This window comes from Holdemania sp. 1001302B_160321_E10, assembly GCF_015552275.1.
In the GTDB taxonomy this organism is placed as follows: Bacteria; Bacillota_I; Bacilli_A; order Erysipelotrichales; family Erysipelotrichaceae; genus Holdemania.
Window position 1 is genome coordinate 13,087 of sequence record NZ_JADNEM010000008.1, and the last position, 18,302, is coordinate 31,388.

15 protein-coding genes, 1 tRNA gene and 2 CRISPR repeat arrays are annotated in these 18,302 nt (G+C 43.6%); of the genes, 14 read left to right on the top strand and 2 right to left on the bottom strand.

The annotated features are described in order from the left end of the window. The first annotated feature begins 115 nt into the window (after nt 1-115). Together I2D94_RS06270 and I2D94_RS06275 are read left to right on the top strand one after the other, a co-directional pair. Nucleotides 116-793, top strand: a complete 678-nt coding sequence (locus I2D94_RS06270) for a GntR family transcriptional regulator (protein WP_072684707.1) — start codon at nt 116-118, stop codon at nt 791-793. Nucleotides 794-1,064: 271 nt separating this feature from the next. Continuing rightward, nucleotides 1,065-1,631 (top strand): metal-dependent transcriptional regulator, encoded by a 567-nt coding sequence (locus tag I2D94_RS06275; RefSeq protein WP_159432798.1) that lies wholly within the window; start codon nt 1,065-1,067, stop codon nt 1,629-1,631. A 369-nt stretch (nt 1,632-2,000) separates the two neighbouring features. Here I2D94_RS06275 and I2D94_RS06280 read toward each other — a convergent pair whose 3' ends face one another. Next, entirely contained in the window at nt 2,001-2,852 is an 852-nt protein-coding gene (locus tag I2D94_RS06280) for a polysaccharide deacetylase family protein (RefSeq protein WP_072684709.1), read from the bottom strand. A gap of 274 nt (nt 2,853-3,126) precedes the next feature. Between I2D94_RS06280 and I2D94_RS06285 the strand changes: the two genes are divergently transcribed. The 5 genes from I2D94_RS06285 (at nt 3,127) to I2D94_RS06305 (ending at nt 6,532) form a co-directional block, all read left to right on the top strand. Beyond that, complete coding sequence (locus I2D94_RS06285; RefSeq protein WP_072684710.1) at nt 3,127-3,768, top strand: ECF transporter S component; 642 nt, start codon at nt 3,127-3,129, stop codon at nt 3,766-3,768. A 91-nt stretch (nt 3,769-3,859) separates the two neighbouring features. Further along, nucleotides 3,860-5,062, top strand: a complete 1,203-nt coding sequence (coaBC, locus tag I2D94_RS06290) for a bifunctional phosphopantothenoylcysteine decarboxylase/phosphopantothenate--cysteine ligase CoaBC (protein ID WP_072684711.1) — start codon at nt 3,860-3,862, stop codon at nt 5,060-5,062. Nucleotides 5,063-5,065: 3 nt separating this feature from the next. Further along, nucleotides 5,066-5,848 carry a type III pantothenate kinase gene (locus tag I2D94_RS06295; protein ID WP_072684712.1) on the top strand — a complete coding sequence of 261 codons (783 nt, stop codon included), beginning with the start codon at nt 5,066-5,068 and terminating at the stop codon, nt 5,846-5,848. Beyond that, the gene (locus I2D94_RS06300) at nt 5,845-6,408 is read left to right on the top strand and encodes a nucleoside triphosphate pyrophosphatase (RefSeq protein ID WP_072684713.1); all 564 of its coding nucleotides are present in this window, start codon (nt 5,845-5,847) and stop codon (nt 6,406-6,408) included. The genes I2D94_RS06295 and I2D94_RS06300 overlap by 4 nt, the downstream gene beginning before the upstream one ends. Nucleotides 6,409-6,458: 50 nt before the next feature. After that, nucleotides 6,459-6,532 (top strand) — tRNA-Thr (locus tag I2D94_RS06305). Nucleotides 6,533-6,953: 421 nt separating this feature from the next. Next, nucleotides 6,954-7,325: direct repeats of the CRISPR family, unit length 34 nt; unit sequence ATTTCAATCCACGCACCGCGTGAGCGATGCGAAC. A gap of 244 nt (nt 7,326-7,569) precedes the next feature. Here I2D94_RS06305 and I2D94_RS06310 read toward each other — a convergent pair. Next, nucleotides 7,570-8,652, bottom strand: a complete 1,083-nt coding sequence (locus I2D94_RS06310; RefSeq protein ID WP_072684714.1) for a hypothetical protein — start codon at nt 8,650-8,652, stop codon at nt 7,570-7,572. A 207-nt stretch (nt 8,653-8,859) separates the two neighbouring features. On the opposite strand from I2D94_RS06310, the gene I2D94_RS18225 reads away from it, so the two are divergent. The 7 genes from I2D94_RS18225 (at nt 8,860) to cas8c (ending at nt 18,302) form a co-directional block, all read left to right on the top strand. Next, on the top strand, nt 8,860-9,153 hold the full coding sequence (locus tag I2D94_RS18225; protein ID WP_072684715.1) for a response regulator: 294 nt from the start codon (nt 8,860-8,862) through the stop codon (nt 9,151-9,153). Between the two features lie 452 nt (nt 9,154-9,605). Beyond that, nucleotides 9,606-10,073 carry a hypothetical protein gene (locus I2D94_RS18230; protein ID WP_159432799.1) on the top strand — a complete coding sequence of 156 codons (468 nt, stop codon included), beginning with the start codon at nt 9,606-9,608 and terminating at the stop codon, nt 10,071-10,073. A 7-nt stretch (nt 10,074-10,080) separates the two neighbouring features. Continuing rightward, the gene (locus I2D94_RS18235) at nt 10,081-10,344 is read left to right on the top strand and encodes an FAD-binding protein (RefSeq protein ID WP_072684717.1); all 264 of its coding nucleotides are present in this window, start codon (nt 10,081-10,083) and stop codon (nt 10,342-10,344) included. 101 nt (nt 10,345-10,445) lie between these two features. Continuing rightward, complete coding sequence (locus I2D94_RS06320) at nt 10,446-11,273, top strand: SagB/ThcOx family dehydrogenase (protein WP_229056786.1); 828 nt, start codon at nt 10,446-10,448, stop codon at nt 11,271-11,273. 148 nt (nt 11,274-11,421) lie between these two features. After that, a CRISPR array of direct repeats spans nt 11,422-12,935; the repeat unit is 33 nt; unit sequence GTCGCATCGCTCACGCGGTGCGTGGATTGAAAT. A 247-nt stretch (nt 12,936-13,182) separates the two neighbouring features. Next, the gene (cas3, locus tag I2D94_RS06325) at nt 13,183-15,711 is read left to right on the top strand and encodes a CRISPR-associated helicase Cas3' (protein WP_195396021.1); all 2,529 of its coding nucleotides are present in this window, start codon (nt 13,183-13,185) and stop codon (nt 15,709-15,711) included. Between the two features lie 13 nt (nt 15,712-15,724). Then, entirely contained in the window at nt 15,725-16,423 is a 699-nt protein-coding gene (gene cas5c, locus I2D94_RS06330) for a type I-C CRISPR-associated protein Cas5c (RefSeq protein ID WP_072684720.1), read from the top strand. A gap of 1 nt (nt 16,424) precedes the next feature. Continuing rightward, nucleotides 16,425-18,302: a type I-C CRISPR-associated protein Cas8c/Csd1 gene (gene cas8c / locus I2D94_RS06335; RefSeq protein WP_195396022.1), complete on the top strand. Its 1,878-nt coding sequence runs from the start codon at nt 16,425-16,427 to the stop codon at nt 18,300-18,302.

Sequence of the window (18,302 nt, forward strand, 5' to 3'; positions counted from 1 at the left end):
GCATTATATCATGATCAGGAGAGACAGTGAGAATTTCTTTGAAATTGCCGTGGAAAAATGAAACTTGAATCCCTCCCGGACACCTTGTATACTAACTGTATGAGGGGGACTCAGGATGGATAAATTGGAGATCTACAATCAGTTAAAGGAAGAAATTATCGATCTGAAAATCGAACCGGGAGCGTTGATCAGCGAAAATGAAATCTCGCGGCGATTCCAGGTGTCCCGAACCCCGGTTCGCGATGTATTCCTGCGGTTGTGCAACGACGGCTTGCTGGAAGTCCTGCCGCAGCGGGGAACGAAGGTATCGCTGATTGATATGGAATTGGTCATGGCGACGATCAACATGCGCACGATCGTGGAAATTCAGATTCTGAAAGATGGTATCGAACGGAGAACGCCCGCCCAGCTGCAGCAGCTGAAAACAGATTTGGCCCATCAGCGGGAAGCGATTGCGAAGCAGCGGACGCCGGATGAATTCTACGCGTTGGACAGCGAATTTCACGAGCATATCTTTGCGATCGCCGGTCAGCGGGCCATGTGGCAGATTATCAATCAGATGAAAGTACATTATTCGCGTTTCCGAATGTTGGACGTCAAAGCCAATTTCTCAATGAATGAATTGCTTCATGAACATGAGGAAATTGTGGAAATTGTGGAAAAGCGCCAGCGGGAGCGCTGCGGTGAAGTCATGCGGTATCATCTGGAAGGTGGTGTGCGGCGGCTGCATGATCGGATTCAGGGGGAATTTAGTCGATATTTTAAACTCCCGCAGGTGGAAGAAGAAGCGTAACGTAGAAGGAAAAAACGAAGGCTTTCTTCAATGGAAACCAGGAAAAAACGAGGTATAAGCAGCAGTTGATGTCGAAATTCTGCGCTGTGGGACTTGGAGCTTCAGTCTGTTTTCTGTTAGTCTGTTGCGTAATTGAACATGTCAAGCTTGTTTGAATGAGCGGCTGGGAAGCGGATACCCCAGCTTTTTCTTTGCGAAACGGGATATTCTGCCTGTTGAGGCAGCCCGCACGGACGAAGGATTTAAGAATAATATGGAGCAGGATAGAAACGTGGCAAAGCGGCAGAGACTAGGGAAAGAGGCGAAGGGGATGGCGGAAAACAAGGGATTTCGGCCGTTTCGGGAAGCGGCACGGAATGAAGCGGATCAGCTGACGGCAGCAATGGAAGACTATCTGGAAATGATATACCGGCTGCAGCAGGAAAATCAAACGCTCCGGGTGTCCGCCATGGCCAGCGCACTTCAGGTGGGACGCAGTTCGGTCAGTAAAATGCTGCGTAAATTGGCGGCCGAAGGTTTTTTGATTGTGGAAAACTATGGGGACGTGCAGTTGACAGAGAAAGGTTGGAAGCAGGGAAAAGCCTTGCTGGAGCGGCATCAGCGGGTAGCTCGATTTCTGCAGTTGGCAGGCATTAAAGCGGAACAACTGCTGGAAGAAACGGAAAAACTGGAACATATGAGTTCGCCGGAAACTTTGCGGTGTCTGGATCTGCTCGTCGATTATTTCGATCAGGATGCTGCCGCGGAGGCCCGGTTGGAACAATTCCGGTCGGAAGCGATGCGCCTGGGGGAAACGGCTCCCGCGGTCAATGAAAATGACGATCAGTTGAACCATTAACCAGTCGTGTTGGTGAGCAAGACAGGAACATCTCTGTCTGATCTGGCAATGTTGGCTGTACTCGTCGAAGCTGACTGTATTACTGTTGTCCGAACTTTCAATTCATGATGCTGCAGAGCGGAGAAAAAAGTCAATTAAAAAGAAAAAAGACCAATCCTTTAACGGTCCTTACTCAGTTTTGAGGCGGGTCTTAGAATTTTTGCGCAAAGTAGCAGGGAGGATCAAACTATAAGCTTGATCCTCCCTGCCCTTAATTTTTTACGCAAGTTTGAGTAAGTTCCCCTTCAAAAGCCAGCCTCTGTTTTGAAACGGAATTTGTCTTTCACTCTTTCTTTTCAGAAAGAAAACAGATTCTTTTTTTCTAAAGTCTTATTTTAAATCGTAGCGGGCTACTTCATAATTCAGCTTCCGCAAGCCTTCGATCAGATCAGGGAGAATCTGCATGTTGGTATCTGAGACTGCGTGCAGAAGATAAATGGCGCCGGGATGTGCGTTATCCAGATTTTTCTTCAGCGCAGTTGCCGGATCCGGCTGATCGGCGACATTGTAATCGTAGTAAGCATACGACCACAGCACATTTTGATAGCCTAATACGTTACATAAGGCCAGCGACTGCTCGTTAAATTCTCCCTTCGGCGGCCGGACCAGCGTCATCTTGTATTGGAATTGATCCAACAACAGCGCGTCCAGCTGCATAATCTCATCGTAAACTTTCTCAATGCTGATCGTCGGGAAGGAGTGATGATGATAGCTGTGATTGCCGATCACATGACCTTCATCAATCATTCGCTGGATTAAATCCGGATTTTCCAATACATATTGGGATGTGACGAAGAAGACGGCGCTGACGTTTTTCTCTTTCAGCGTATCCAGAATCTTCGGTGTATTTCCGTTTTCGTAGCCATTGTCAAAGGTCAGATAGACCTTCTGATCCGGCCGCCCGACAAAGACGGCGTCATAAGCTTTATACTTTTGATTCGCGAGCACCGCGTCTGCGGGCTGGCCGTTTTCATCTTTGTCTTTGCCCAAGCCCCACGCATGCATCCGGGCGTCCAGCGTACTGAATTGCGAAAAGTCGATATCAGTTTCCGGAATATTGATTTCCGGAACATCATCGGTTATGGACCCGACCCTGGCCGTTGGATCCTCGTTTCCGGGCTGACTCTGGCATCCGCTTAAGAAAAGCAGACTGATTAAAATGACATAGGGTATTCTTTTCATCCGTTCACCTTCATTTCCTGTACCGTTAGTATGGCAACTGTTCAACAAATTCAGAGCTGTCTATTTTTGGTAGAATTTTGTCGCCTTCCGGTCGTGAAACGGTTGAATTGGAGGGGATCTTGAGTATAATAAAAATGAATTCCCACAATCCGGATTGTCACCTCGCAAGGAGATCGTAACGGACTTCTATCCGATGGATGGCATTTTGGCAGGGATTCTCGAATTTCAGTACGTTGCATCCCGGGAAGGGAGTGACAGGAGGAAAACAGAAAATATGAAATCGAAACAGAAGACGAAGAACATGGTGCTGCTGGCGTTGTTCGGCTGCATCGAAATTGTGCTGATGCTGACGCCGTTAGGCTACATTCCGATCGGTCCGGTGCGGGCGACGACGCTGCATATTCCGGTCATTCTGGCAGGAGTTCTGATGGGGCCGAAAGCCGGGAGCGCAATCGGCTTGATCTTCGGGATCAGCAGTGTGATTGTCAACACCCTGACGCCGACGGTGACCTCGTTTGTCTTTTCACCGTTTTACTCGGTTGGCGAATTTCACGGCGGATTGGCGAGTTTGATCATTGCGATCGGACCGCGGGTTTTGTTGGGCTGGCTGGCCGGTGTGTTGTTTACCTTGCTGATGAAAACGACGAAGAAGATCAATGTCAGTCTGATTCTGGCAGCGCTGATCAGTACGTTGACGCATACGGCTCTGGTCATGCTGGGGATTTATGTTTTCTTCGGCTCGGCGTATGCCGCGGTAAAAGGGGTTGCGCTGTCAGGGTTGGCGGCGTTGTTGCTGGGCGTGGTCATGACGAACGGACTTTTGGAAATGGCGATCGGCGCTGTGATTGTCCTCGCGGTCGGCCGGGCTCTGCTGCCGCTAACAAAAGGGAAGATGAAAAAGCCAGCTGGGGAATGATCGTAATCATTAAAGACATAGATCCGTTGAGGCATCAGCCTAAGAGTTTGATGAAAAAGAAAAAACCGTTTCTGACGGCAGGGAGGAACTGATGAAGAAAACTGTGATTTTAGGCGTCACCGGCGGCATTGCCGCGTACAAAGCGGCACAGCTGACAAGTGATTTAAAAAAGAGGGATTTGGACGTTCACGTGATCATGACCCGCAATGCGACGGAGTTTGTCAGCCCGCTGACTTTTGAAACGCTGAGCGGTCATCGAGTCAGTGTGGATACATTTGATCGGAATTTCGAATATCATGTTCAGCACGTCTCCCTGGCGAAACAGGCGGATGTGTTTGTGATCGCTCCAGCGACGGCGAATGTGATCGCCAAACTGGCTCAGGGACTGGCGGACGATATGCTGACGACGACTTTTCTGGCCTGCAGCTGCACGAAAATCATCTGCCCGGCGATGAATACCGGAATGCTGGAAAATCCGGCGACGCAGGAAAATCTGCGGTTGTTGAAGGCGCGGGGAATGCGGATTGTAGAGGCGGACAGCGGTTTACTGGCGTGCGGCGACGTCGGCAAAGGGAGGCTGGCGCCATTGGATGTGATCGAGGATGAGATTGAACAGGCTTTGATCACGGAGAAGCCGCTGGCAGGATTGAAGGTGCTGGTCAGTGCCGGGCCGACCCAGGAGGCTTTGGATCCGGTCCGGTATCTGACGAATCATTCCAGTGGAAAAATGGGATATGCGATTGCCAAAGCTGCGCGGAACTGGGGCGCGGAGGTTACGTTAGTCCATGGTCCGACCGCTTTGCCTGCTTTGCGCGGGGTAGAGGACCAGCCGGTGACTTCCGCACAGGCGATGGCCGAAGCTGTGTTCAGCCGGGCTTCCGAATCAGATCTGATTATCAAAGCGGCGGCGGTGGCGGATTATACGCCGGTGGAAACGGCTTCGGAAAAAATAAAAAAGACAGATGGGGAATTCCAGCTGACATTAAAGCGAACGCAGGATATCCTGAAAGCCGTAGGCGAGAGAAAGCGGAGTGATCAGGTATTGTGCGGCTTCGCGATGGAAACCGAGCAGCTGTTAGCGCGGGCGCGTACAAAGTTGGCATCCAAGCATGCTGATCTGATCGTCGCGAACGACCTGCGGGAAAGTGGAGCTGGCTTTGGAATCGATACAAACCGGGTCACGGTGATCACCGCCCAGGGTGAAGAAACGCTGCCGCTTATGCGCAAGGAAGATCTGGCCTATGAGCTGCTGAAGCGTTGTCTGGTAATCTTGAAAGAGAAAAGGGAGAAATAGCCTATGTTGATGACTTTGGATGTTGGGAATACCAATATCACAGTCGGCGTGTTTGATCATGACGACTTAAAAGCGACATTTCGGATGACGACGAAAACGCCGCGGACTTCGGATGAATTGGGAATGGTATTGTGGACGATGTTGTCAACCCGGTTAATTGACAGTTCCCTGATTCACGACGTCGTAATTTCCAGCGTTGTTCCCAAAATCATGCATTCTTTGGAAAGTGCGGTGATTAAATATTTTCATTGTACACCGCTCATCATTGGCCCGGGTGTCAAAACAGGAATTTCCGTGAATTCAGAAAATCCGAAAGAAGTGGGGGCCGACCGGATTGTGAACGTCGCGGCTGCTTATCACTTGTATCATCAGGCGTGTCTGGTCATTGATTTCGGTACGGCCACGACCTATGACTATATTTCCGGCAAAGGGGTGTTTGAATATACTGTGATTTCACCTGGAATTGAGATTGCAGCCCAGGCTTTGTGGTCGATGACGGCGAAATTACCGGAAATTGAGATTATCAAGCCGGAGCGTGTTTTAGCAAAAAATACTGTTTCAGGAATGCAGTCGGGGTTGGTCTATGGTTATATTGGACAGGTAGAATATCTTGTGCGTCGGATTAAAGAGGAACTAAACCAGCCGCAGCTGAAAGTGATTGCCACGGGAGGGTTGGGCCGTATTTTGGTGAAGGAAACGAACTGCATTGATGAATATGATCCGGATTTGGCGTTTAAGGGAATGAAGATTATTTATGATAAAAATCAGAAGGGGAATCGGGAATGAAGCGTGAATTAATTCTTGCGAGTCAGTCGCCGCGCCGGCGAGAGCTTTTGGAACGTTGCCATATTCCGTTTCGCGTCGAGGTTGCGGATATTGATGAAGCATTGAATTCGGATATTCCGCTGGAAGCGGCGATGGAGGAGTTGGCGTGGCGAAAAGCGTACACTGTGTTTGAACGATATCCGGAAGCGGTAGTGATCGGTGCGGATACGATCGTGGTGCTGGAGCGGCAGATTTTAGGGAAACCTGAAGATGCGGAAGAGGCGAAAGCGATGCTTACACGGTTATCGGGGAAAACGCACCAGGTTATGACCGGCGTATGTTTGCTTTCCGCTGATCAGAGGATTTGTTTCTGCGATGTGAGTGATGTGGAATTTTATCCATTAACGGCAGAGGAGATTGAAGCTTATGTAGCGACGGGCGAGCCGTTGGATAAAGCGGGGGCGTATGGAATTCAGGGAGAGGGATTTTTTCTGGTGAAGAGAATTATTGGTGATTTTTACTCAATTATGGGATTCCCGGTTGCGCGTGTCCTGCGAGCTTTGAAAAAATTTGATTTCTGAAAAAAGACTGTTGCATTTTTTATAAGTAACTGATATTATATTAAATGCCTGCCGATATAGTTCAATGGTAAAACGGAGCAATGGTAATGCTCAGTTCCCAGTTCAATTCTGGGTATCGGCACCAGTTAACGATAAAGCCCTTAGTTAAGGGCTTTTTTGATTCCTTAGTTTTCCATTCGTACCAAAATCGTACCACTTTTTGAATTTTTATGATTTTGGTCGATGTTTTGAGTTTTTATGAATAATGGGGTTGAATATAGACAATCGTGTTGGTTTCATGGTTGTCGGAGTTTTGATTTTTCAAGTTCTGCTAGCTGAACTCTTTTGTTTAAGTTATTGATTTACTTTTTTGTAAAGCAGATTAGCGGAGCAATTTAATAATAACCGATACAATGTTTGACATGAGTTTTCCAATAAAACATTTCTGTGTTGGAGCAAATCTTACTTATTCTTAAGCGAGACTTTTTTGTTCAATCTAATTAATTCACATGATTTGAAAAAGTTTTAATTCATACGCTGCTTGTGCTCAGAAACTGATATTTATAATTTCAATCCACGCACCGCGTGAGCGATGCGAACTCTACAGACCAATCTTCACCATCGTAGTTAACGGATTTCAATCCACGCACCGCGTGAGCGATGCGAACCTCAACGGGCGTCATGAGTGTTTCCGCAGCTATGATTTCAATCCACGCACCGCGTGAGCGATGCGAACTCAAAGTTTATGAGATCGTCATTATCAACAAAAGATTTCAATCCACGCACCGCGTGAGCGATGCGAACTTGCAGATAATCCCACGCCGCTCCGGCGGCCCTATTTCAATCCACGCACCGCGTGAGCGATGCGAACAGAATTGCTTTATAACTGTATTGGCAATGAGTTATTTCAATCCACGCACCGCGTGAGCGATGCGAACCGCAAATAAGAAACTCAATGACTTTTACTTGTTTCCTATTTCAATTCTATGATAAACAATCTTGGATACACTTGCAATATTTCCTTCAATTTTCACATCTTTCCGGTGCGAACCTCCCTGGATTTTCATGTTCACTTCTGGTTCGCACCAGAATATCCTCAATTTTTATTGAAAATATTCATTACTAATTTTAGGAAAAGGCCAGGTTTGTCTCCAATAAGACATTCCTGACCTTTATCAGTTTTTAATAATAAGCATCATTCAATAAGCTAAACCAGAAAGTTCCCAATCCTTCAGCGGATAAAGATAATTTTCCTTCTCGATTGATAAGACATTCCTGACGTATAAAAGAATCAATTTCACTTTGTATACACTCTGTATATCCTTCAGCGGCAGCTTGCTGGTCCAATAATAACTGCCCGCGAAGTTTTCGCATAGCCATTTCTTCCGAAGATAAAGCCTGAGGATTTTCAATTAACTGCTGACAATTATCAGCTTCCTTTATATAAGTTTCCAAGTTTCGTGTGTTCCTGTACTGATAACCATCAAAGCATGAATAAGCATCTAAACCAAAGCCAACAACCTCGCCTTGCAACCATAATTGACTTAAGAACTGATCTTGGCACTCCTTTTTACAATAAAGTCCTGGCGCATAAGCAATCCACCCCTGCTCTTTTAAATACGCATCTGTGGAAAGTAACATTCGACGCTGTAATTTTTGATCAGCTTGTCCTCTTGGTCCTAAATACGGCCGCAGCATCAGATGATCCGGCTCCATTTCCAAACAAGAACGCAATGTGCGCTTTAAAGAAACAAACGTCTGTCCAGGAATTCCCAGATCTAATACCATAGAAACATTATTAACCCGGAATTTATCCAAAAATAAGACCGCATTTTGAACATCCGACAGGATAAACGGAACTTTCAATGTCAGCAATTCTCGTGGTTGCAGCGAATGAACTCTTAGTTGGAAACGAGTAGGCTGTCCATGATTCAATTCACTTAATAAAGGGACACATACGGTATTGGGCAACGTTTCAATGCTCACCTCGCAGAAATCCGCTAGCCGATATTCCTGCCGAATTTGATGCAATAACATTCCTAATTTATCCGCGTTCATGATCGTTGGATATCCAGCAAACTTTACTGCAGTAAAAGTAACATCTTGAAAATCAGCCACAGCACTGTGGATCTCACGGCTCAACGCTTCCACATAATCCAGCTTAGTTTGTGAATCCCCAAGAATCTGAAAAGGATGCGCTAAGTTTTCTTCCTGCAGACAGAATGGAAAATTGATCGCCATGACCATCGTTTTGTTTGTATTCATCTATCAAAAATCCTCTCCTATTTTCTTTTCGTTCATTATATCACGAATTGCCACTGAAAAAAGAAGATCACGATTTTCAATCAGTCGCTAAAAATGTTCAAATAGTCTTTGTACGAGAATCTGCTTTTCTGAATCCGGATTGTTTGGTCTCTGAAATTACGGGATGATAACGTAAAGATTTCACAAGGAAACACAAGGAGGGGAAGGATGATGATCAGAGTGTCGCTGATAGAAGATTCTCTGCCGGAAATCCAACGCATGGAGGAAATTCTGAATCGGATCCAGCATGATGAAAAGCTAAACTTGCAAATTACTGTATTTCAGGACGGTGAAAGTTTTTCCTCCATACCTCCGCATTCTTTTGATCTTGCGTTATTGGATATCCAAATGGATAAAATGGATGAAACGCAGGCAGCCGCTAAAATCAGAAAACAGGATGAGGATCTGATCATTATTTTTATTTCGAATCTTGCCCAATATCCGTTATGCAACACAAAGTAGCTTACAGCGGGGCAAAGGTTTCCTATCTGATCCATTGCGGTGGTTAGAATACATGGTCATGCAATTCGCAATTCTATAACTATCAGGGAAATAATATTAAATTTGTCCACAAATACATTGTTAAATATATGCAGGAACATGGAGCCGAGTGGTTCTTCGAGCATACCGGTGTTGTCTTAATTCAGGCGGATGACAGGACAGTCATGGGGTTAATTGCAAGGAATACCGTCGGCGAATACATTAATTCACAGCGAGCAAAGGTGTTATCTTAGCCGCCGGTGACTTCATTGGCGATCCGAAAATGTGCTGAGCTTTACTGAATGAAGGCATGGAATGGGCAGAGCGTATGGAAAAAGGCTGAAGATTGAGCGAGCACGACGATTCGTGTAGGAATCGGTCATAAAATGGGCTGTTGGGCTGGCGGCATGATTGAAGATTCCCCGCGTGGATAGATGGCGCTGCGAGGCGGTGTAAGCGGTCCTTGGGGAACCTGTCCGGTGTTGATGCTGAATGTTGAAGGTACACGTTTCTGCAACGAAGGCGCAATCAGTCAGCTGGGTTCCGTATCTAAACGTCAGCCGGCAGGCTTAGCTTGCTATGTCACGGATGCGAACTGGAGCGAAACTGTAGCGAAGGCGCCGCTGGATCACGGAGCGCCTAACTTTGGCATGGATGATTTTTACGATGTATTGAAAGCCGATATGGATGCGGTTGAGATCGGCAATCCGGAAGGCTCGACAGTCACCGGGGCAAATCTGGCAGAACGGAAAATGATGAAGGGTACGGTTTTTGCTGCCAATACGCTGGAAGAATTGGCAGACTTGTTAGGTTATGAGGGGGAAGCAAAACAGAATTTTCTTGACAGTATTGCGCATTATAATGAGTTATGCCGAGGGAGATACAGATTATGGCAAAGATAAAGAATTCATGATCCCGATTGAAAAAGCGCCGTTCTATGGCGGAGCTGGAAATTTAGGTCATGGCGGCAACCCGTCAATGGTTACGTTGTCGGGACTGGTTACGGATGCCGAACAAAACGTGCTGAATACACAATGGGAAAAGATCGGCAACCTGTATGCGGCGGGTAATTGTTTAGGTGGCCGTTATGGCTTAGGTTACAGCACGCCGATGGCAGGCAACTCAGTCGGTATGGCAATGACCCATGGTTGTCTGGCAGGGCATACCTGCTGAAAAAATAGATATGATTTTCTCCATTCTGACTTTGTTGGGATGGAGTTTTTCTTTTTGTTTTCCTGCGGACTGTTATAATAAAGAAAAGGGAGGGCCTTAAAATGATGGATGAAAAGCGTATACAGACACTTATTCGGGAAGGCCGGCAGTTTTTGCATTGTCAGAGTATTGCAGATCAGGATGATTTTGTATCTGATCAGCAGTTGAAGAAACCGCAGCCGCCACTCGTGAAGGCTGCGATAAGCGAACAGAGAATAATACTGCCGCATAATTTTGAAGATTTGGATATTGATGGGAATTTTACTGAGATTTTATCAAGACGGCATAGTTCTCGTGTTTTTACTCAGCAGCCGATCAGTTTGCTTCAATTATCGTATTTATTATGGGTAAGTCAAGGGGTGAAAGAAATTCGTGGAAAGCGATATGCGACATTGCGAACGGTGCCATCCGGCGGTGCTCGTCATGGATTTGAAACGTATTTGATTGTGCGGATGTGCGAAGGATTGGATTGTGGAGTTTATCATTATTTGCCGATGAAGCATGCGCTTGAATTTTTACATAGAATAGATAATGAAGAGCAGATGATTTCGGATTCACTGTGCGGACAGCGCTGGGCGAGCAAAGCGAGTGTTGTTTTCTATTGGTCGCTGGTAGCCTATCGTTGCGAGTGGCGATATGGGATTCGAGCGCATCGAGTGGCATTGATCGATGTGGGACATGTTGGACAGAATTTATATCTGGGCTGCGCCGCGCTAAATTTAGGGATTTGCGGGATTGCGGCGTTTGATGATAAAGTTTGCAGTGACATTTTTGGATTGGATAAAGATGAGGAATTTATTATTTATACTGCACCTGTAGGAACGATTAGTTCTGCGGATATTGAGAAAGAAAAAGGTTTCTATCGATTTGTGGAAGAAGAAGGTTTTTAAGTGCGAACGTGAAGTGAACATAGAAATCCTGGGAGGTTCGCACCGGGAAAATGTGAAAATTAAAGAAAATATTGCAAGTGTACCCAAGATTGTTTATCATAGAATCGAAATAGGAAACAAATAGAAGTCATTAAGTTTCTTATTTGCCGTCGCATCGCTCACGCGGTGCGTGGATTGAAATGCGGTCTCGTTTATATAGCTGATCAACAATTAAGTCGCATCGCTCACGCGGTGCGTGGATTGAAATACCATTGATATAAAAAAGCTTAAAAGCCTGCTACACGTCGCATCGCTCACGCGGTGCGTGGATTGAAATCGCCATGGCTGGATGTCATAACAGCCATACGGGGTCGCATCGCTCACGCGGTGCGTGGATTGAAATTTTTTATACTAACATTAAAAGCTATTCTATTATGGGTCGCATCGCTCACGCGGTGCGTGGATTGAAATTGTTTGTGGCGGTATTCTTCCAACAAGTGCATCTGTCGCATCGCTCACGCGGTGCGTGGATTGAAATAAAGCCTTCAACTATCACAAAACCGTCCACGACACGTCGCATCGCTCACGCGGTGCGTGGATTGAAATTGTGTCATTGTAGATTGATTCGATGCGTTCTTGGGTCGCATCGCTCACGCGGTGCGTGGATTGAAATATCTTTCTTGAATTTAAGACGGCCATCTCCGCCGGGTCGCATCGCTCACGCGGTGCGTGGATTGAAATTCAGAGGTTCCTTCTTCTGTTTGGGATCCGGTCAGTCGCATCGCTCACGCGGTGCGTGGATTGAAATCGGGTTTATGATTGAGACCGACATCAAAGATTATGAGTCGCATCGCTCACGCGGTGCGTGGATTGAAATCTTTCCATACGTGCGCTCCAGCCAGGAACCTTCGTCGCATCGCTCACGCGGTGCGTGGATTGAAATCGGCGAGGCAAACTTAGCGGCAAGTAATGCTTTGTCGCATCGCTCACGCGGTGCGTGGATTGAAATTGGTTCGTGGGCTAGTTATTCGTTGGAAAAAAAAGGTCGCATCGCTCACGCGGTGCGTGGATTGAAATCCTGTCTCTTCCTGCCATTTCATTATCCTCTCTTTGTCGCATCGCTCACGCGGTGCGTGGATTGAAATGATTCCCTGATTGATCTGTGCTTCGTCGCCGTATGGTCGCATCGCTCACGCGGTGCGTGGATTGAATAGATGGGAGTCTCAATAACGACGATGACGGCCGCCGGTCGCATCGCTCACGCGGTGCGTGGATTGAAATTTGCTTTTAAGCCGCAGTAACCGCGCTTCTGGGGTCGCATCGCTCACGCGGTGCGTGGATTGAAATACGGCCGAGAAGATAAGCCATAGCGGCAAGTTCGTCGCATCGCTCACGCGGTGCGTGGATTGAAATTCTTATTTTTGCGGCAGATGTATCCTCTTTTTTTACGTCGCATCGCTCACGCGGTGCGTGGATTGAAATCCTCAAAACGACCGGATATAGATCACGGACAGGCTGTCGCATCGCTCACGCGGTGCGTGGATTGAAATCGCCGCCAAGTTTGCCGCTTGGCGCACCAACTCGGTCGCATCGCTCACGCGGTGCGTGGATTGAAATTTAAACTTTTAAGTTTGAGCTCCATTTTTTTTCGTCGCATCGCTCACGCGGTGCGTGGATTGAAATCTCTTTCTTAAATTTATCCATAACCTTAAGACATGTCCCACTGGCAGTGCGTGAATTTTTGCCAATCGTTTTATAACTAGAATTTTATCTCAAGCAATGTATTGATTGTTATGGTATAACGCCGTTTTTTTGTTGTTAATCTAATTGATAGAAGTTGACTTTAGTTAAATCTTATTTTCTGGTAGGAATAATTAGAAAATGGGATATAATATAATTATTAAAGACTGTTGTATTAGGAGGTGTGTTTATGTTATTAGCACACTGGGATGGGAAAGAACAACGAGCACAATCCTTAAAAGATCATAGTGAAAATGTAGCAAGAATGATGGAAGAAAATTGTTTTTCGCTTGGCCTTACATCAACTGGACGATTAATAGGATTACTCCATGATGCAGGGAAAGCCAATCCTGTATTTCAGCAATATATGCTTGAAAATCAAACAGAGAAGAAAGGGAAAATTAATCATTCGGCAGCAGGTGCTCAGATACTAAGGAAACTATTTTTTGGTAAGGAATTTTGGACAATGCCGAAAAAACAGCAACAATTCAGAACACTTCTATTTCAGCTATGTTCCATCGCGATATTAGGACATCATCGTGGATTGATGGATATATATGATCCAAATGGGAACTCTCCTTTTGAGCGGATGCTGAATGCTGAGGAAAACCAATCAGTTCATGATTCGTTTTTCAATGAATCAAATTGTAAAGAAGAGATAAATCAGCTTATTGAAAAAGCACAAAATGAAATAATTCAATTAAATACCCGAATAAATATACTTGTAAAAGGACATTCCTTTGAAATAAATGATGATAAACACAAAGAGGCGAAGTTAGAAGAAGGGATGTTCACCTATGGACTGATCGAACGTTTTCTTTTCAGTAGTTTAATAGATAGTGATCGTCTGGATACAGCTTGTTTTCTAGATAAGAAAAATATTCCGGTAGCAGAAAATAGGATAGAAATCTGGACAGAACTTCAGGAGAGATTGAATAAAGAATTATTGAATTTAGAAAAACTCAATCCATCACAAGCTTCTTCGACTTTAAATCAAATTCGCAAGCGAGTGAGCAAATCATGCTTAAACGCAGGAAATTGGCCCTCAGGAATATATCGATTACAATCAATAACTGGATCCGGAAAAACCCTGGCAAGTCTCCGTCTCGCTTTGCAACACGCTTGTAATTTTCCTGAAACAAAACATATTATTTATGTTATTCCTTTTCTAAGTATTTTACTGCAGAATTCACAAACTATAAAAGAAACCCTCCATTTAGAAGAGCATTCGGACTGGATTCTTGAACATTACTCTGACTTTGAGAATGAGTTAATAAATGCATCAACAAATGATAATTTACAAAAACAGGAAGAACTTCAGGAATATGAATTGCGAACAGAGCGCTGGGATTCTCCAATAATTATTACGTCTTTGGTTCACTTTATGGATACATTTTTTTCCGCAAGGAAAAAAGATGTACGCCGTCTTCATCAGTTAAGCAATTCCGTAATTATTTTTGATGAAATCCAATCTATACCGGACAACTGTATCGGAATGTTTAATAGTGCATTAAATATGTTTGAACACTTAGCCGATGTGAAAGTTGTTTTATGTAGTGCTACGCCGCCACTTTTGGAAAAAATAAAACATCCATTACAATGGTCGCAATACAAAGATATCGACACGAATTATTCAAAAGATATGAAAAAAATTCATCGTGTTTTTGTTACAGATAAGACAGATGTACAAAATTGTTTCTCAGTTGAAAAGATTGCTGAACTTGCTTATGAAAAGCAGCAAGAGCGATCTAATGCATTAACGATTATGAACACTGTATCCGGAGCTACTCGCGTATTTGAATGCTTAAAGAAGAAATTTGAGCAAATTCCAGAGATGAATCGGCCACTCTTAATTCTCTTGACAACAAATTTATGCCCTGATCACAAAAAAAGACGGATACAACAGATGATTAACGCTTTGAAAGAAAATATTCCAGTCTTGTGCGTGAGTACATCCTTGATTGAAGCCGGGGTGGATATCAGTTTTGATGTTGTTTTACGTGCCTGTTCAGGATTGGATTCATTAATTCAGGCCGCTGGAAGATGCAATCGACATGATCATAAAAAGCTAGGCGAACTCATTGTCTTTTATTCGTATGAAATTGATTTTATGCATGAATCAATCACTAAGAATACAACCATTTCACAGTTGACAAGAAAATTGATCTGCTCTCATTATGTATTAGATAAATTCAAGAAAGCTCCAGAAGATTTTGAAAATAATATATTATCAAATAAGGCTTTGGAAATGTATTATTCTCGATATTATAAAATTATTCAGGATCAAGTTGATTATCCTGTAACAAGCCAGGGTTTTACATTATATGATCTGAATTCTTTCTGTTCTTGTTGGCAGACTGAAATTTCAAAGGCAAAGAAATCAGGTACAAACTGGATGATGCATCAAGCTTTTGAAACTGCAGGAAGGTATTTTAAAGTGATTGAAGATTATTCAATTGGGGTTTTAGTCCCTTATGAAAAAGGGAGAGAACTGATTGAAGAATTGAACAGTGGAAATATTAAATTCCAGCCAGATAATTTGCGAAAATTAAAATGTCAAGCTCAAAATTATAGTGTTAATCTGAATGAATCCTATATTCGGAAACATAAACAGAATTTTAGTTATTTTGAAGCGGCTGATCTTTATTGCTTAAAAGAAGGCTGTTATGACGAAGAAAAAGGTGTGACTGATTTCGAAGCACAGTCATGGATTATTTGAAAGAGGTGAGAAAATGCTTTATGACAATAAGATTTGTTTCCGTGTCTGGGGAAATGAAGCGCTGTTTACAGATCCACTTACCAAGGTGGGCGGAGAAAAATTCAGTTATCCTGTCCCGACGTATCAAGCTCTGAAAGGAATCACAGAAAGTATTTATTGGAAACCTACATTAATTTGGGTTATCGATCGTTGCCGGGTGATGAAAATCATTCAGACGCAGTCAAAAGGGATTCGGCCAATTCGATATTATTCCAACCAGAACGATTTATCGCTGTATACTTACCTTCATGATGTTGAATATCAGGTTGAGGCTCATTTCATTTGGAATGAAAAACGAGCGGATTTAGCGCAGGATCGCAATGAACATAAGCATTATGATATCGCTAAAAGAATGGTTGCTCGCGGCGGCCGCCGAGATATTTTCTTAGGCACGAGAGAGTGCCAGGGTTATGTTGAAACTTGTACTTTTGGAGAAGGAACTTCACCTTATGATGAAGCTGAAGAGGTAGCTTTTGGTGTTATGTTTCATTCGTTTATCTATCCTTCTGAATCACAAGATGAAAACTTAAAATCCTGTTTCTGGATGCCGATTATGAAGAAAGGTGTGATCGAGTTTATTTCACCGCAGTCATGTACAATGATCCGGGAATTAGGGAAAATGTCGGAAAAGCAGTTTATTCCCGGCGTGAATATGACGATGGAGGACAAGTGACATGGGATGGATACAAAACTTGTGTTCAGTTTATGATCAAAATCTCGAAGAAATAAAGGCAGAAACAAAAGGCCTTTTACCGATCGGGTACATAGAGCAAGCAGCTCAGTTAGAAGTATGGATTGATCAAGGCTGTTTTGAATATGCGAGGGTTTTGCCTAAATCTGAATCCATGACACGAATCCCCTGTACTATTGAATCTTCCAGCCGGTCTGGTAAAAATCCAGCGCCTCATCCGTTATTTGATAAACTTAAATATATTGCGAAGGATTTTGATCAATATTCAGAAGAAGGCGGAAGTTATTCTCAGTATCGCTTATTTTTGGAAGCTTGGTGTAAATCCTCTTATGCGTATCCATTAGTGCGGGAATTATTTGAATACTTAGAAGCGGGGACTTTGATTCAGGATTTAGTTGAGGAAAAAATACTAGTCCTTGACGAACAAGGAAAACTAATTGAAAAATGGAAAGGTTTAGAAAACAAACCAGCGATTTTTCAAATAGTTACGGGAACTCAAGCCGATGCCTTTGTCAGATTTGTTGTCGATGGTGTTCAATTGTGGAAAGATCCCAATTTAGTGGAATCCTTTACTCATTTTTATCAGGATCAATTGAGGAAGAAGGAAAGAATTGATTTAGACTTAATCACAGGTCAACAGATGCCTGTAACTATGAGAATTCCGTCAAAAGTTAGAAATTCTGCGGATATGAGTAAATTGATTTCATCCAATGATTCTCAAGGTTTTACATATCGCGGTCGGTTTGTAAATCCGGAAGAATCGATGAGTATGGGGTACGAATCTTCCCAGAAGGCAATTAATGCACTAAAATGGTTAATTAATAAACAAGGCCGCACTTTTGGAGAAGCAGTATTTGTCAGCTGGGGGAGTAATATTACAAGTCTGATCGAGTTTAATGAAAGTGCTGATTTATTTGATCTTGATGAAAATCTGCCAGAGTTTCAGTTTGATACTTATGAAAAATTTTCTAAAGCTTTAAATCAAGCGATGAAAGGATATCTGTCAAAACCTTTGATTGCGAATGAAGAAGTTATGACATTGGGCTTGGAAGCTGCAACTCCGGGACGACTTTCAATCATTTATTATCAACAAACCAGCAGTTCTCAGTTATTTAGAAATGTTTTATTTTGGCATAAGACGATAAGTTGGTATAAAACCCTATTTTACAAACAAGCAGAAACAGGAAAGACGATTTCACGTCAAACCATAGGATCGCCGGACATGAATAAAATCATCAAGACATTATATGGTGAGTCAGTCAATCCTAAATTACTTGCATCTTCAGCAAAAAGACTGGTTAAATGTATTCAGGAAGGTCAGCCATTACCACGGGATTTCATGCAGAAAGCGGTCGTAAAAGCTTTAAATCCTTATGGGAAAAGCGCAGATGAATACAATCAGATTTTAGAAGTCTGCTGCGCGGTGATCCGGAAATATTACATTGATGAAGCCAGAATAAATGGAAAAGAGGAGGAAATGCCTGTGAGAACAGATTTAGAATGCAAAGATATCAGTTATCTTTGTGGCCGCGCTTTGGCAGTAATGAATTTTATTGAAGACAAAGCAAAACCAGAGAATGAAAAGAAACGTGAAACGAATGCTATGCGGTATATGGGCCAATTTTCACGTTATCCGCAATCAACATTGATTAGTTTGCAAAGTAAACTTCAGCCCTATTTATTAAGATTAAAAACAGATTATTATGAATATCTTTTGAGTGATATTCTTTCTCAGATTGACCCAAAACAATTTGAAGATGCACCTTTATCAGGTAAATTTGTTTTAGGTTTTCATGCCCAACTTCATGATTTAAAGTACGGCTATAAAAAAGATCAAGCTAAGGCTGAAAAGGAGGATTAA

Excerpts from the sequence above, each read along its gene's own strand:
- I2D94_RS06270 (WP_072684707.1), top strand. The coding sequence starts at position 116 with ATGGATAAATTGGAGATCTACAATCAGTTAAAGGAAGAAATTATCGAT.
- I2D94_RS06280 (WP_072684709.1), bottom strand. The coding sequence starts at position 2,852 with ATGAAAAGAATACCCTATGTCATTTTAATCAGTCTGCTTTTCTTAAGC.
- I2D94_RS06285 (WP_072684710.1), top strand. The coding sequence starts at position 3,127 with ATGAAATCGAAACAGAAGACGAAGAACATGGTGCTGCTGGCGTTGTTC.
- coaBC (WP_072684711.1), top strand. The coding sequence starts at position 3,860 with ATGAAGAAAACTGTGATTTTAGGCGTCACCGGCGGCATTGCCGCGTAC.
- I2D94_RS06295 (WP_072684712.1), top strand. The coding sequence starts at position 5,066 with ATGTTGATGACTTTGGATGTTGGGAATACCAATATCACAGTCGGCGTG.
- I2D94_RS06300 (WP_072684713.1), top strand. The coding sequence starts at position 5,845 with ATGAAGCGTGAATTAATTCTTGCGAGTCAGTCGCCGCGCCGGCGAGAG.
- I2D94_RS06310 (WP_072684714.1), bottom strand. The coding sequence starts at position 8,652 with ATGAATACAAACAAAACGATGGTCATGGCGATCAATTTTCCATTCTGT.
- I2D94_RS18225 (WP_072684715.1), top strand. The coding sequence starts at position 8,860 with ATGATGATCAGAGTGTCGCTGATAGAAGATTCTCTGCCGGAAATCCAA.
- I2D94_RS18230 (WP_159432799.1), top strand. The coding sequence starts at position 9,606 with ATGGCGCTGCGAGGCGGTGTAAGCGGTCCTTGGGGAACCTGTCCGGTG.
- I2D94_RS18235 (WP_072684717.1), top strand. The coding sequence starts at position 10,081 with ATGATCCCGATTGAAAAAGCGCCGTTCTATGGCGGAGCTGGAAATTTA.
- I2D94_RS06320 (WP_229056786.1), top strand. The coding sequence starts at position 10,446 with ATGATGGATGAAAAGCGTATACAGACACTTATTCGGGAAGGCCGGCAG.
- cas3 (WP_195396021.1), top strand. The coding sequence starts at position 13,183 with ATGTTATTAGCACACTGGGATGGGAAAGAACAACGAGCACAATCCTTA.
- cas5c (WP_072684720.1), top strand. The coding sequence starts at position 15,725 with ATGCTTTATGACAATAAGATTTGTTTCCGTGTCTGGGGAAATGAAGCG.
- cas8c (WP_195396022.1), top strand. The coding sequence starts at position 16,425 with ATGGGATGGATACAAAACTTGTGTTCAGTTTATGATCAAAATCTCGAA.